The following is a 14,715-nucleotide window of genomic DNA, read 5'->3' on the forward strand; positions in this document are numbered from 1 at the left end:
GCAGAAGACGGGCCTCTAGCCCGCCAACCCCGCCAGACCACCCGGCCCACAGCCGGTACTCAGTCGTCGTCGGACAGCCTGTAGACCGTCAAAGCCGCACCGTCGACCACCACACCCGCACCCGCACGCCCCGCCCGCAAACGCGGAATAGCCCGGCCTACGGCACGCAACTCAACCTCACTCAGAACAGCCGAAGCCGCCTGCACCATATCCAGCAGCGCCTGCTCCGGCACACCCCGATGCCCATTCCCGGACAGCAAAATGACCGGCTCACCCGTACTGCCACGAACGACAGCAGTCACCGAGGCACCCTGCACAATGAGCACCCGCCGCCCCTCTCCCCGGCACGGACAACCAACTCACCGATCCTGGCACGCCCACACAAAAACCCACGCACTCCCCGACGCCCTTGGGCGTGTTGACGCCCATCAACCAAGAAAAACCCCCGAAAACCCCGGCACACGCCATAACCACCTCGCTTCGGCCCCGTCCGCCTGCGAGCGACCCCGGCAGGTGACCCGTCCGGCACGACGACGGTGCGGAACGCGGGCGGAAGCAGGCGCGGAGTTCGCCTTGTCCGCGGCGCGGGTGACGCATCCCTCACGGGCCCTCGCCGGACAGGACTGGACCGGCACCTCCGCCCGGGCGATCGTGGGCGACATGAACGATCACCACGCGGCGCCCGTCGATCCCGACGCCATCTCTGAGCCCGTCCTCGCCTCCCGTTCCTCCCGTATCACCGGGGCGCCGAGGCCGGACCGAGCCACGGGTGCCGGCCCGGCCGTCTGCGAGGGGACCCCGGGCGAGGAGGTCCAAGAAGTCCGCCGTTTCTGGCAGGGGCTCGGTCTTCCCGGTCTGGTCGACGTCCACACACACTTCATGCCCGAACGCGTCCTGCACAAGGTCTGGGACTACTTCGACGCGCAGGGGCCCCTGACCGGCGGGCTCGCATGGCCCATCACTTACCGCGCGCAGGAGGCCGAACGCGCCGCCCTGCTACGGGAATTCGGCGTCAGGACCTTCACCGCCATGCTCTACCCGCACAAGCCCCGGATGGCCCAGTGGCTGAATGGATGGGCCGCCGACTTCGCCCGCCGTACCCCAGAGGTCCTGCACACCGCCACACTCTTCGCCGAACCGGGCGTCGACACCTATGTCCGCGAAGCTCTCGACGAAGGCGCCCGCGTATTCAAGGCACACGTACAGGTCGGAGGCTACGACCCCGCCGACGAGCTTCTCGACCAGGCCTGGGGAACACTGGCCGAGGCCGAGGTCCCCGTCGTGATCCACTGCGGCTCCGGGCCCGCCCCCGGCACACACACCGGCACCGGGCCGATCGCACATGTGCTCGCCCGGCACCCTCGACTACGGTTGATCATCGCGCACCTCGGCATGCCCGAATACGAAGAGTTCCTCGACCTCGCCGAACACTACGAACAGGTACGGCTCGACACGACGATGGTGTTCACCGACTTCACGGAGACGTTCATGCCGTTCCCCCGCCGGGCCCTACCTCGCCTGGCCCGACTCGGCGACCGCATCCTCCTGGGCACAGACTTCCCCAACATCCCCTACCCGTACCCGCACCAACTCCGTGCCCTGGAACGCCTGGACCTCGGACCCGCCTGGCTACGAGCGGTATGCCACGACAATGCCATCACCCTGTTCGGCCTCTGAGAGTCGAACACGCGCCACATCCCGTGAGTGGGAAGTCGGAGGCCAGGCAACCCTGGCACAGGCACGACGGGCAAGCCCTGCGCGAGCGTGCCTTGCCTGACATCGCTGCCTGGATCGACGCAACCCGGCACGCAGTCCAAAACCCGGGCCCGAGCACCGTACAGCCGCTCCCTGCGGCTCGCCGGCAACACCGTCGCCCAACGGGTCGACGGACTGTCCTATCCCCAGACCACCATCACACGGTGAGCCAGTGAGCCGGAGAGTCGATCCGTCACCTCCAGGGCAACCGCTCACCCCACGGGCCGCCGGCTGCGGCAACCCCGCGTGGACCGGCAGCCCGTGAAAGGGGCCGCGGCACCCTCAGGTGCCAATCCCTGGCCCAACGGCGACCAATGAACACCACCCGGCCCCGATTAATGACGGCCTTCGTGCCCGGAACCACCAGTCACGACGGCTACGGGCGCACGGCGCACCGGCACCCGGCCCTCTCACACCGGCCATCTACTGCACCGGGGCACGGCACTTACCCCGATCCCGAAAGACAGAGGTGACCGGGAGGTGGTGCGCCCCTAGTCCGTGCGCCCCGGCTCACCCCAGAGCGACCACCCCCCAGTCCCCTGCCGCGTCCAACTCCTCCTGCAACTGGATCGCCTGGGTGATACTCCCGCCGAGCGTCTTGCGGATGATGGGATCGGTGATCCCCCACGCATCCATCGCCTCCTGCGCGGACAGCACCGACGCCACCACCACATCCTTCTCCACCGACTGCGGCCCGCGCTGCTCCGGGATCAGACCGCTCTCCACCAGCATCCGGCGATGATCAAGATTCAGGACCGTCGCCCAGGTCGTCAGCTGCGAAGGAAGCGGCAACGTCTTGCCGTCCAACGTCCGACTGATCGTCGTCAAACTCAGACCGGTCACGGCCGCCAACTGCGCCCGGCCGCCCTGCCGCCGCCGCACGTCGTACCCGGCCGCGGTCGCCACCGCCGTCAAAAACGCACCGACCCGCCGCGCCTGCGCCTGCCGCCTTGCCCGACTCCCGTGGGGGGGATCTTCCATACTCCGCATCCCCGGAGAGTAGCGCGCCGACCCCGGAGGGTAGCGCACATGCCAACTACTGCCCCCCAGTTGCACTCCTGCACCTTCGCAGGTCACAGCCCTAGATCCACAAACACACAGGCCACATCACCAACACCGAACTCCTGTGCGCATCAAAATACCCTTGCGTCACTCCAAGCCGACAACTTGCATACGTTGCGTGCGCGTGGGCCAACCGCACAAAGGCATTCCCAGAGGGGGTCCCAGACCATGCTCCGCCTACACATGACCACACTCCTGGTCAAAGCCAGAGAACACAGCGACGACACCGTCGCCGCCGTGGCCGAACGCACCGGCATCAGCAAATCCACCCTCCACCGCCTCGCCGCCGGCACCAAACAACCCAGCCTCACCACCCTCTGGACCCTCCACCACACCTACGACATCCAACTCGACACCCTCATCTACAACGACCCACACACCACTTCGGCCACACACCGGCCGGCCACACCCAACTGACGCCGGAACACCTCAGCACTCGTCGGTCGGGCCGCAGCAGCCCTGCACCACCACACGCCCAGCCGCATACGGCCGACACCGGCACCACCCATGCCGGCCCGGCCCCCGGGACACCACTCAAGTCCACGTCACGCATCCACGCCGACCCGGCACAACTGCGGTCCAGGTCGAGCGAGTCCCGGCGCCCCCGCTCAGGCCGGTGCCTCACCGGCACCGCCGCAGCCCCGCCCCCGGCATCACATCGCCTTGATATCCGACCCGCGCCGCCGCAGCCCCCGGCCTGGGGACCCAGCGTCCACCACGCCGCGCTCCGGCCTCACACACTGCGGGCCGGCCATCCCACCTCCGGCCGGCGGCCATCAGCCCGGTCACCCACCCATCATCCACCCAAGAGAGCAACCCTTGATCACCAAGACACCCACCACGCCACGTCACAAAGAGGCCGAACCCGCCCTCATCGCCCGCGCCCAACAAGGTGACCCCGACGCATTCGGCGAGCTCTACCGCATGCATCACGACATGATCGCCACCTTCATCAATCACCGCGTCAAGTCCAACCCCACCCTCACCGAGGACCTGACCGCCGACGTCTTCGTCAAAGCCCTCACCAAGATCACCACCTTCACCTGGACCGGCACATCCATTCGCGCCTGGCTCTGCACCATCGCTCGCAACACCATCGCCGACCACTACAAAATCGCCGCCACCCGTCGACTCACCTACGTCGACCAGATCACCCATGTCCACGACACCTGGACCGCCCCCGCCAACACCGCCGAAGAGACCGCCCTCGCCACCCTCGCCGTACACGACCTCCACCACGCCCTCGGCAGCATCACCCCCCGACAACAAGCCGTCATCCGCCTCAGGTTCCTCAACGAACTCACCGTCACCGAGACGGCACAGACCCTCGGGACCACCAACGCCGCCGTAAAGACCCTCCAATGGCGCGCCCTCGACACGCTCCGCAAGACCTACGCGATCCCGAACCCCTCACACCCACAGAAACCGCAACGAGAACACACAACGGAGAACCACCACCCCCGGAGTCCGCACACCCCCCGGCCCCTGTGCGGCACTCAGACCTAGCCGACCAGCAGGACAGGCATCTGTACAACGCAGCGCCGACAACCGAACACCCGTCACACGGCAGAAGGAAGAGTCAGATGACCACCGCTCCCGACCACCACGCCGACATCGAACAAGACCTCACCCGGCGCCTCGCCGAACTCGCCCGCGCCTTCATCGCCGACCTCTCCGCACGAGGCCACCTCACCCACACCCCCCACCAACACCAAGCCACACCCCCTCCAACACCCCGAGCACCCAGTCCCGTTGAGACGAACCTCAACACCGCCGAAGCGCTCACCCCGCGACCGGAACAACCCGGACCACAACACGCGCCTCACGCCCAGACCCGTCCGCCCCAAACTCTTGCCGATCTGCACGCCCTGCACCCCGACCCGCCCCAGACCCTCGCCGACCTCCTCGCCGCCCACCTCACCACGAACGGCGCACAACACACGCCCAGCGACCCACCCGACAAAATCCCAACCCCCACCGATCCACCGGACAACCGTCAGGCCGTCACCACCCTCCTCGCGCCACAGCACGTCCTGCTCGGAACAGACCGCACACCCGTCAGCATTCCCACCCCCAGTCCCATGCTCCGCGGTGCCATCACCCTCCCCCGCACCACTCACCGCACACCTCGCTGGGCCCGCACCACCACACCCGACGAAGCCCATACACCCGATGAAGCCGGCTCACCCGACGGTGCGCCGTCCGACACTCGAACACCCGACAGAGCCCACACCACCGACCCCGACCCGGACCGCGCCCGGCACACGGCCGCCACCGCCAGACACCTTCACACCAACCACGCCCACCGACTCGAACTCGCCCACATCACCCCCCACCACGACCACATCACCGTCCACATCAATGCCGCCACCCTCAACGATTGGGAGTACTGGCTCACTGCCATCAACGCACTCGACACACCCACCCACCGCATCGGCACCACTCAAACCACCACCGGACACATCAACGACACCCCCATCCACCTCACCGCCCATCACGTCCCTCATCTCCTCGACCAGGCCACCCAGGACGCCAAAGATCCCTATTACCACCACGGCCGCATCTACGACCTCGCCCAGCCCCACATCGACCGCCACGGGCAAACCTGGCACTACACCGGCCAACGTCAATCGGACAGCACCCCCCTTCTCGCCCTTCCCGGCACCAACCACCCCCCATATCCCCCCACCGCCATCACCACCACCAACGGCCCCCTCACTCCCACCCACACGACATCGGACGACGGCAACGCCTGATCGCCGACCACCAAACGTCATCGATCCATAACGACGCGACCGCGCTCCCCCGCGACCTGCAGGCCCCTTACAGGCCGTTCCTAGTTGGTTTGTGTCCTGATGCGGAATCGCATGCTTCCCGATGCCGCATGGGAGCGACCGGGCATGAGGGACGGTTCAGCCGTCCAGAGATGCAACCGGTGCCGAGGGTCTCGCCCCCGGTACACTCTGCAGCCGAGATCACCACCGCCGAACCCGAATAGCGCAACTCCCCCATAGGTCCGCCCTCGACAGGGCCCCGGACCCGACAGAAATTCAGTTGACCTGGCCACGGGTCAACGCTGCACTGTGGCGGGTACTACGAGCCGTGGTGCCGGAATTCCGGGGAGGCAGCAGCAATGGAGATCCGTCCCACAACCGAGCAGGACCTCGACGTTTTCGTCGACACACTCCATGCCGCGTTCGGACGCTTCCCGGAAACCCCGACCGAGAACGGTGGGGTCTGGTGGTCGGCGCTCGAAATGGACCGCAACCTCCTTGCCCTGGCGGCGGACGGGCGGCCCATCGGTACCGCCGGTGCGTACTCCTTCGAACTCACCCTGCCCGGTGAGGTCCTCGTTCCGGCCGCAGGAGTGACCGCCGTCGGCGTCCTGCCCTCGCACCGACGCCAAGGCGTGCTCAGCGCAATGATGCGGAATCAGCTCGCCGAGCTGCGGACACGAGGTGAGTTCCTGTCCGTGCTACTGGCCTCGGAGGCCCGGATCTACCGCAGGTTCGGCTACGGACCGGCGACCTATACGCAACGGCTCACGGTCCCGCGCCGGCAGGCTGCCCTCGACCTCCCCCGGGCTCACGTCACCGCCGACAGCTCCGCAACCGGACTGGACACCGGCTCGATCGAGCTGCGGCGGCGTGCCGAGTGCGTCGAGATCCTGGAAGACGTCTACGACCGCTACCGCCGCGCGCAGCCCGGTGCGCTGTCCCGTCCGCATCGGTGGTGGGCCTTGAGCGCGGGACAGCCTCCGGTGGCTCCGGCTCCGCGCTACGTAGCCGTCCACCGGGACGCCGACGGCGTGCCGGACGGGTACGCCAGCTACTCGGTCACCGATCCCAACACCCTGATCGTCGACGAGACCATCGCGACCGACGACGCCGTTTTCACATCCTTGGCCCGGTTTGTGCTCGAACACGACCTGGTCAATCAGGTCGTGTTCAAGCACTTCCCACCGGATCACCCGCTGCGCTGGCAGCTTGCAGACTTCCGCGCCGGTCAGGTGAGTGACGACACCGACTGGCTCTGGGTACGGCTGCTGGATGTCCCGCGGGCGCTCACCGCGCGCGGCTGGTTCGTGGACGGGGAGCTCGTCCTCGATGTCAACGACCCGTTCCTCGGCGAGCACGGCCGCTACCTACTGACTGTCCGGAATGGCAAGCCCACGTGCGTCCCGACGGACCGGGAGCCCGATCTGTCCCTGGACCTCAGCGACCTGGGCTCGGTCTACCTCGGCGGCACCGCCCCGAGCACGCTCATACGTGCCGGACACATACGAGCCCATCGCCCCGGCGCGGCCACCCTCGCTGACGCCCTCTTCCGCGCCGAGCGCTCGCCGCACTGTCTCCATTGGTTCTGACCGCACGCTCGCTGGGACTCCTGCGGAGGAGACGGGAGTGTCCGCAGTCATCCACCGAGACCGAAGGTCAGTCCTTTTTGATCGTCGCTCAGGGACCTTCTTATGGCGTTGACCAGTTTCACCTGCGCCCTTGCAGCTCCCTGTCTGGCCTCCTCGAACTCCTCCGGACTCATCGGGTCCCGCACCGTGTCACGACTGCGCGCCACTCCGTTGAGGAAGGAGTTGATCGCGCGGCCGAAGTTGTCGATCTCGGTCGCGACTTCGGGAGGCGCGACCAGGCTTACTCTCATCAGGGCCGCGCTCCACTCACCCCAGTCGTAATCCCAGCCGCGTCGATCGGCGTGTGCCCGCCTGAGTTCCATTGTGAACTTGGCATAGTGACCGAACAGCTCCCGATATGCGATCAGCTGCTGGTCACGTAGCCACTGACGGTCCTGTGCGCGACGTGTGACGATACCGCCGACCAGAACGCCCATCGTGGCGAAGAGAGCCCCCGCAGCCGTCGTCACCAGCGTGTCAAGCACCAGACCCCCCGGACCCCTCGACCGTTGGCGAGACGAACGTACTGACAGCCGGGCTCCGTTGACAACGAACTGCGGGCGGGCGGACGTATGAGTGCCGCCCGCCCGCCACGACCGAGCGGGTCAGCGGTTCGTCGTGAATACCGGTGCGGAGGGCGTGGAAGAAGGCGTAACCGCGCCGCGCCCCGGGATCCCCAGTGCCGTAACCGCCCCCGCAAGCGACAGCGCGCTGCTGACCGTCATCGCCGCGGTGAACCCGTCGGTGAAGGCGGCCCGACCCGAATAGTCGCCCGTCCGGCTGAACGCGAGGGCCAGTACCGCGACTCCGAAGACGCCGCCCAGTTGCCGGCCCGTGTTGAACACGCCCGATGCCTTGCCGAGTTGTTCGGGGGTGACGGCGTTGAGGACGGCGGTCTGGGTGGCGGGCATGGCCATACTGACGCCGGCTCCCGCGATGAGCATCGGGGCGATCAGTTCCCAGTACGGCAGGGAGGGTGTGGCGACGAGGGCGAGCCATCCCATGCCGGTCGCCTGCAGGGCCAGGCCGAGCGAGGCGAGCGGTCGTGCACCGATCCGGATCGTCAGACGTCCGGCCAGGGGTGCCACGATCGTCACGGATGCGGTCCAAGCCAGTAGATGCAGCCCGGAGGCCAGTGGGCGGTCACCGCGCCCCGTCTGGAAGTACTGCGCGGCGAAGAACAAGGACCCGTAGAGGGAGGCATAGAGGAACAATCCCGCCGCGTTGCCCGCCGCGAACCCGGGCAGCCGGAACAGGCGCAGCGGCACCATCGGCCGGTCGGCGACCCGCTGCCAGGACACGAAAGCGGCCGCGCAGGCCGTACCCGCGATCAGTGTCCCGACAACCTCGGCACTGCCCCACCCGGCGGCGGACGAGCGGACCAGACCCCACACCAGTCCGAGCGCGGCGCCCGTGACCAGCACCAGCCCGCCGGCGTCCACGCGCCCCGCGATGCCCCGACTCTCCGGGACCCGGCGCAGGACCAGCGGGATGACGGTCAGGCCGATCGGGAGGTTGAGCCAGAAGATCCACTGCCAGGCGAGCCCCTGTGTCACCGCGCCGCCGACCACCGGACCTGCCACCACTGCGAGCCCGGTGAGTCCTGCGAACAGCCCCAGCGCTCGCGGCCGTTCCTGCGGCGGATAGACGGCACTGAGCAATGCCATCGCCAACGGCATCACCAGGGCCGCGCCGGTACCCTGCACCGCCCGTGCCGCGATCAACCAGCCCACTCCCGGCGCGAGCGCGCAGGCCACCGAGGCCGCCGTGAACAGCGCCAGCCCGGTGGTGAACACCTTGCGACGCCCGAACCGGTCGCCCAGCACGGACCCGGTCATCAGCAGGACGGCGAAGCTCAGGCTGTAGGCATTCACCGTCCACTCGAGTTGTTCGATCGACGCGCCGAGATCCAGCCTGATCCGACTCAGTGCCGTCGTCACGACCGTGGCGTCGAGCGCCACCATCACCGAGGCCGCGGACGCGAGCCCCAGTACCCATTTTCTGTTCATGCCAGTACCGACCGGCGGCCCTTCCCGATTGGTCGGCCCCGGTCCGACGAATTCCGGCGGCCCGGCGGGTCTGTACAAGAAAGGGAGGGACATCGCGTGACCGTGATCGAAGAACAGCGTGACGAATTCATCCGCCTGACCACGCCACTGAGGCGTGAGCTACTCACCCACTGCTACCGGATGCTGGGGTCGTTGCAGGATGCCGAGGACCTGGTGCAGGAGACCTACCTGCGGGCCTGGCGGGCGTACGGCGAATTCGAAGGCCGTGCCTCGCTGCGTACCTGGTTGTACCGGATCGCCACCAACGCCTGCCTCAACGCACTACGGCACGGCAGCCGCCGGGTGCTCCCCGCCGGACTCGGCGCCCCCGCCACCGACCCGATCGCGTCGACCGCCCGGCATCCGGAGATCGCCTGGCTGGAGCCGATTCCCGACGAGCGCGCCGATCCCGCGGCGATCGTCTCGGGGCGCGCCGGTCTACGGCTGGCTCTCATCGCCGCCCTGCAGCATCTGCCCGCACAGCAGCGAACGGTGCTGATCCTGCGCGACGTACTGGCCTGGTCGGCCGAGGAGTCCGCCGACGTCCTCGGCGTCAGCCCTGCCGCCGTACACAGCGCACTGAAGCGCGCCCGAGCCCGTCTGGAGCGGCTGGCCCCGGCGATCGACGAGATCACCGAGCCACCCGAGCAGGAGCAGCGCGACCTGCTCGACCGTTACGCCGCCGCCTTCGAACGCGCCGACATCCCCGCCCTCACTCGCCTCCTCACCGAGGACGCGGTCTGGCAGATGCCGCCGAATCCCGCCTGGTTCGCCGGCCGCGACCACGTCATCGCACTGCTCACCGCCCGCCTGCACGGCAGGCCGGTCCGCCTGCTTCCATTGCGCGCCAACGGACAGCCCGGCTTCGCCTCGTACGCGGCCGGCAGAGCCTACGGCGTCCAGGTCCTCACCTTGCGCGGCTCGGCGATCGCCGAGGTCACGGCCTTCCATGACGCAAGTCTGGTAGCGCGGTTCGGACTGCCGTCCCGGATCGAACACCCGTCGACTCCAATGTGATCCACATCACATGCTGCGCGCCGGTCAGGGCGACTACTTCCTCTCAGGTGGCTGGTCTGCATATCCAACCGAAACGGACCACCACCTCAGGAGTGCCCGATGCCCGATCCCCTCCACGCCATGTCAGATCCCCGCAGGACCGCCGTCGTCACGGGTGCCGGCCGCGGCTTCGGGCGCGCCATCAGCGCCGCGCTCGTCGCCGCTGGCACCCACGTCATCGGCATCGCCCGCACCGAACGGGACCTGCTGGCCGTACGTGACGAACTCGGCGAGGGCTTCACGCCCCTCACCGCGGACGCCACCGACGAGACCGTCGCGGAACAGACGATCCGCCAACACAACCCACGCCTCCTCGTCCTCAACGCCGGGGCAGCCCCGCACATGGCCCCCGTTCACGAACAAACGTGGGAGACATTCAGTCGCAACTGGCACACCGACACCCGCCACGTCTTCGCCTGGACCCGTGCCGCGTTGCTGGCGCCGTTGACGCCTGGCAGCGTGGTCGTCAGCATCTCCAGCGGCGCCGTACTGGTCGGATCGCCGCTCAGCGGCGGCTACGCCAGCGCCAAAGCGGCCGTCCAGTACCTGCGTGGCTACGCGGCCGAGGAATCCCGCCGTGCCGGGCTGGACATCCGCTTCCTCACCCTGCTCCCCCAACTGACCCCGGCTACCGCCCTCGGCTCGGTGGGCGTCGCGGGCTACGCCGCACAACAGGGGGTCGACCCGGACACCTTCGCCGCCGGCCTGCAGCCGATCCTGACTCCGGAACAGGTCGCCAAGGCCGTCACCGACCTTGCCGACGACCCCGGCAGCGTCCCGGAATACCGGATCGGCGGTGACGGCCTGCGCCCGCTCGGCTGAACAGAGAGCCACACCGGAGACGGGCTCGTTTCCAGTTCAGCATGGCGGAAGCATCCTGCTGGGGCAGCGGCCATCGCCGTCCTCTCGCTCACGTGCGAGAGGACGGCAGAACGGCCGCGGACAGCCCGGCCGGTGACCGTCGTCCACCTGCGCCCGACATGCCGAAACTGCTGGAAGCGGGTGCCGATGCCCTCTGGAGGGGTGGTGGTCCCGCCTTGTGTGCTGGTGGGCAGTTCACACACAAGGCGGGACCGGTGGTCGCACGCAGTGCTCAGGCGCAGATGCCCGCCGGCTGGTTCCGGGTCACCAGGTCGGTGTCGGTCGTCGTGGAGTCCATCCACAGCACACGACTGCCGGTGCCGGCCACCGCGTTGGACTGCTGGCCGACGCTGCAGGAGACACGACCGAGCGGGGAACCGTCCGGGGTGTACTGGTACAGCTTTGCCAGGGAGTCGTTGGGGTCGTCGAAAACCTGGCCCCACGAGGGGTAGACGGTCAAAGTGACCGCGGAATCCGAGGCGGTGAGGCCGTAGGCCGGCGTGGCACGGTTGCTCTTCTCGGGGATGACATCCGTGACCACCGCACCGTCAGGGCCGCCGAGGTGGGCCCGGCGCAATGTGGTCTGGTCCTGGTCGGTGTAGTCGGTGTCGATGAGCCAGTACACATCCGACGAGGTCATGACCGGGGTGCTGATCCACTCCGGCTGTGAGGGCGCACCCAGGGCCGTGGTCGTGCCGTTCGCTATGTTGTACATCTGGATCCGGACCCCGTACGTCCCGTCGAACAAGCCGTCCTCGATGTACGCGATCCGCCCGTTCTTCAGGGACGGTTGGGAAGCCTGGTTGTGGTCACGGGCCATCGGCACCTGCTGCGGGACGGTGGCACCGTCCTTGAGGTAGGACACCCGCTGCAGCCCGCTCGCCGGGTCCCGGAAGGACCACGCCACGGTACCGCCGTCGATGCTCACACCCGTGACCTCGGAAGGGGCGCTGAACAGCGTCTTCGGCTTACCGCCCTGCACCGGCGCCGACATGATGTCGTACGTGTGGGACCACGGGTCGTCGGGAACGTTGCCGACCGCCACCCAGACGACGTGCTTGCCGTCGGTGACCGCGCTCATGTGGCTGCGGCCGTCGTCCGGGGAGACCTGGTGCGGCCGGCCCTTGCCGTCGATGCGGCCCACCCACACCGAGTACGGGTCGACTCCGTCGGGGCTGGACTTAGGCGCTGCCCACCAACCGCCCCCGGCGCCGGGCGCGTTGCCTGTGCCCACATACTGCGGCAGCGTGCCGAGCCTGCCGAGCAGCACGTTGCTGTCCAGGCCGAGACCCTTCTCCCAGCCCGGGATGATGCCGTGCGCGTCGAAGGCGCCCTTCACGGCAGCCAGTTCGGCGCCCTTCACGCCGAGCGACCTGGCCGCGGCGACGACCGCGTCCCTGCCCTCCTCGAAGCCGTCGAGTGGGGTGATGTACGAGGTCAGCGCCCGGTAGACGATCTTGTCGGCCGACGCGCCGCCGAGGCTCTCCCGGATGTCCCACAACGCGCCGCTGAAGATGGTGGAGTTGAGGTGCACGCCGCCGTTGTCACCGGCTGCGCCGAGGGGCAGGCCGAGGAAGTGGGCAGTCGTGGCACCGTCGTTGAGGTCGCGGAAGGCGCACTCCTCGGGCGTCCGGGTGCGGCACAGGTCGCCGCCGATCAGTCCGGCCTCCGGGTCGCTCATGGCGGTGTGGTTGACGGTGACGTCGATGACGTTGCCGAAGTAGTCGGCCAGTGCCTCGTTCATCGCTCCGGACTGGCCCGAGTAGACGAGGTTCGCGGTGTGCTCGACCACGCCATGGGTCATCTCGTGACCCACCACGTCGAGATCGGAGGCCAGCGAGCGGTATTCGTCGTCCCCGGTGCCGTACACCATCTTGGTGTGGTCCCAGAAGGCGTTGACGAACGGGCTGCCGTAGTCGGTCACGCCGACCAGGGAGTTGATCGCCATGCCCTGGCCGTCGAGGCTGTCGCGGTGGAAGGTGTCGCGGTAGAACTCGTACACCTTCCCGGCCGCCCAGTGCGCGTCGACCGCGCCGACGGAGGTCAGCTCCGGTCCGACCTTCGAGGTGGGCGAGGCGAAGGGCACGACGCCGTCCGGCCATACGCCGGAGACATCCTGGTACCAAAGGCTGGAGGCGTCCCAGGTCTGGATGACGTTGTGTCCCTTGGTGCCGGCCATGTGCGCGGTGTCACGCAGCAGATAGGCACCGGTTGCGGCGTCCTTCGTGAGGTACAACGGCACAGTGGAGCCGTTGAGCAGGGTGCCGCTACCGGTGATGCTCGCCGCCCCGGAGCCGGATGCGGATCGGTCGGGCCTGCTCTGTTTCGCCGGCGTGCCGCTCGGGTGAACGCCCGCAGCCTGTCCTGGCGCGGTGAAGGTGGGCAACCCGCCGGACTCGAACAGCGCCGTACCGGTGACCGCGTCGACGTACACCTCCTGCACCAGCGGTGTGCCGGTGGCAGGGTCGGAGCCGCTCACGGTGACATGGCGGGCGAGGACGCCCTTGCCCGTGGGCAGGATCGTCAGCCCACGGTCGTCGCCCGACAGGGCGGCCGTGCCGTTCTTGGCGTGGCTGGGGCGGTAGCCGCCCCTGTCCAGCTCGCTCCGCACGTGCCGTACCGCGTCGTCCACGGCGGTCCTGGCGGGGAGGGTCCTCTGGTCGGTGTCGACATCGAGGTCGGTGAAGTAGGAGCCGGACGTGCCGGTGACCGTCCGCTTCCCGCTCTTGTGGGTCATGCGCACCACGTACTGGGCGCCCAGGACCGGCACACCCCGGTACTTCTGGTCCAGACGCACCGTTTCTGCGCCGTCGGCGTCCGCCGTCACGGTGTCCGCGACCAGGTCCCGGTCGGGTGAGGGAATGTGGTACCGGTTCTTGTGACCCGCCAGATGCGTACGGGCCGCGGTCGCAGCAGACACGGACGCGTCCACCGAGTCGGTCAACCCGTCCACCAGCGCGGGAGTGTCCGTCGTCGGTTCCGCGGCCTCAGCACCCACGATCGGTGGCTGGTCCGCATGTGCCGGCGAAGTCATGCCGAGGGACAGCAGGACCGTCGCAGCGAGCAATGCGATCGGACCGGTGTGGCCGGGTCTACGGCGTACGCGATGACGTATGTGTGATGGCATGGACAAGTGCCTCCGACGGCCCGGCGCAGCCCGGGCCCGGTAGTGGGGCGTCAGTTGAGTGGCGCACCAGCGCGCCCGCGGCTCGCCCTGCATCTTCACTGCCACATGCGCAACATGACAAGGAAAAGCCGGGGGGTAAAACGCGCAGTTGCGCAGGTGTGAAACCGGCCCCCTGGTGAGGCACCAACAGGCGGACACCAGGCGGCTGCTTCGGCGCCCCGGTTACCCACGCGTACTGGATGAGCCGCACACCGGGGCCTGCGCAGGGGTGTTCAGGGGACGGCTCGGCACACTGACGACTCCCGTCGCGACACGAACTTTCTCGCCCCTGACCAGCGGTTACGGGTCACGCCTTGAGTCGGTTCATGAGTGGCTCTGCATATCGACTGCTCGAGCCGACC

At 68.3% G+C, this 14,715-nt stretch carries 12 protein-coding genes; 7 read left to right on the top strand and 5 right to left on the bottom strand.

The window, feature by feature from the left end:
• Positions 1–59: 59 nt before the first annotated feature.
• Complete coding sequence (locus RCR19_RS40315) at positions 60–326, bottom strand: hypothetical protein (RefSeq protein ID WP_331270059.1); 267 nt, start codon at positions 324–326, stop codon at positions 60–62.
• Between the two features lie 334 nt (positions 327–660).
• On the opposite strand from RCR19_RS40315, the gene RCR19_RS40320 reads away from it, so the two are divergent.
• Positions 661–1,677: an amidohydrolase family protein gene (locus tag RCR19_RS40320; RefSeq protein WP_331270334.1), complete on the top strand. Its 1,017-nt coding sequence runs from the start codon at positions 661–663 to the stop codon at positions 1,675–1,677.
• A gap of 588 nt (positions 1,678–2,265) precedes the next feature.
• Here RCR19_RS40320 and RCR19_RS40325 read toward each other — a convergent pair.
• Positions 2,266–2,661, bottom strand: a complete 396-nt coding sequence (locus RCR19_RS40325; RefSeq protein ID WP_331270060.1) for a transcriptional regulator — start codon at positions 2,659–2,661, stop codon at positions 2,266–2,268.
• 339 nt (positions 2,662–3,000) lie between these two features.
• Here RCR19_RS40325 and RCR19_RS40330 point away from each other — a divergent pair, with 339 nt between their 5' ends.
• From RCR19_RS40330 to RCR19_RS40345, 4 genes are all read left to right on the top strand, one after another.
• Entirely contained in the window at positions 3,001–3,234 is a 234-nt protein-coding gene (locus tag RCR19_RS40330) for a helix-turn-helix transcriptional regulator (protein ID WP_331270061.1), read from the top strand.
• Positions 3,235–3,636: 402 nt separating this feature from the next.
• Entirely contained in the window at positions 3,637–4,323 is a 687-nt protein-coding gene (locus RCR19_RS40335) for a sigma-70 family RNA polymerase sigma factor (RefSeq protein WP_331270062.1), read from the top strand.
• 77 nt (positions 4,324–4,400) lie between these two features.
• Positions 4,401–5,573, top strand: coding sequence for a BN159_2729 family protein (locus RCR19_RS40340; RefSeq protein WP_331270063.1), 1,173 nt, complete (start codon positions 4,401–4,403; stop codon positions 5,571–5,573).
• Positions 5,574–5,950: 377 nt separating this feature from the next.
• Complete coding sequence (locus RCR19_RS40345; protein ID WP_331270064.1) at positions 5,951–7,183, top strand: GNAT family N-acetyltransferase; 1,233 nt, start codon at positions 5,951–5,953, stop codon at positions 7,181–7,183.
• 47 nt (positions 7,184–7,230) lie between these two features.
• On the opposite strand, the gene RCR19_RS40350 is transcribed toward RCR19_RS40345, so the two are convergent.
• On the bottom strand, positions 7,231–7,707 hold the full coding sequence (locus RCR19_RS40350; RefSeq protein ID WP_331270065.1) for a hypothetical protein: 477 nt from the start codon (positions 7,705–7,707) through the stop codon (positions 7,231–7,233).
• Between the two features lie 120 nt (positions 7,708–7,827).
• Entirely contained in the window at positions 7,828–9,231 is a 1,404-nt protein-coding gene (locus RCR19_RS40355; RefSeq protein WP_331270066.1) for a DHA2 family efflux MFS transporter permease subunit, read from the bottom strand.
• Positions 9,232–9,327: 96 nt separating this feature from the next.
• Between RCR19_RS40355 and RCR19_RS40360 the strand changes: the two genes are divergently transcribed.
• Positions 9,328–10,287 carry a sigma-70 family RNA polymerase sigma factor gene (locus RCR19_RS40360; RefSeq protein ID WP_331270067.1) on the top strand — a complete coding sequence of 320 codons (960 nt, stop codon included), beginning with the start codon at positions 9,328–9,330 and terminating at the stop codon, positions 10,285–10,287.
• Positions 10,288–10,386: 99 nt separating this feature from the next.
• Entirely contained in the window at positions 10,387–11,148 is a 762-nt protein-coding gene (locus tag RCR19_RS40365; RefSeq protein WP_331270068.1) for an SDR family oxidoreductase, read from the top strand.
• Between the two features lie 271 nt (positions 11,149–11,419).
• On the opposite strand, the gene RCR19_RS40370 is transcribed toward RCR19_RS40365, so the two are convergent.
• Complete coding sequence (locus tag RCR19_RS40370; protein ID WP_331270069.1) at positions 11,420–14,185, bottom strand: M4 family metallopeptidase; 2,766 nt, start codon at positions 14,183–14,185, stop codon at positions 11,420–11,422.
• Positions 14,186–14,715: the final 530 nt, after the last annotated feature.

This window comes from Streptomyces sp. WAC07094 (genome assembly GCF_036320405.1).
Lineage (GTDB): Bacteria > Actinomycetota > Actinomycetes > Streptomycetales > Streptomycetaceae > Streptomyces > Streptomyces lannensis.

Excerpts from the sequence above, each read along its gene's own strand:
- RCR19_RS40345 (WP_331270064.1), top strand. The coding sequence starts at position 5,951 with ATGGAGATCCGTCCCACAACCGAGCAGGACCTCGACGTTTTCGTCGAC.
- RCR19_RS40355 (WP_331270066.1), bottom strand. The coding sequence starts at position 9,231 with ATGAACAGAAAATGGGTACTGGGGCTCGCGTCCGCGGCCTCGGTGATG.
- RCR19_RS40340 (WP_331270063.1), top strand. The coding sequence starts at position 4,401 with ATGACCACCGCTCCCGACCACCACGCCGACATCGAACAAGACCTCACC.
- RCR19_RS40330 (WP_331270061.1), top strand. The coding sequence starts at position 3,001 with ATGACCACACTCCTGGTCAAAGCCAGAGAACACAGCGACGACACCGTC.
- RCR19_RS40365 (WP_331270068.1), top strand. The coding sequence starts at position 10,387 with ATGCCCGATCCCCTCCACGCCATGTCAGATCCCCGCAGGACCGCCGTC.
- RCR19_RS40320 (WP_331270334.1), top strand. The coding sequence starts at position 661 with ATGAACGATCACCACGCGGCGCCCGTCGATCCCGACGCCATCTCTGAG.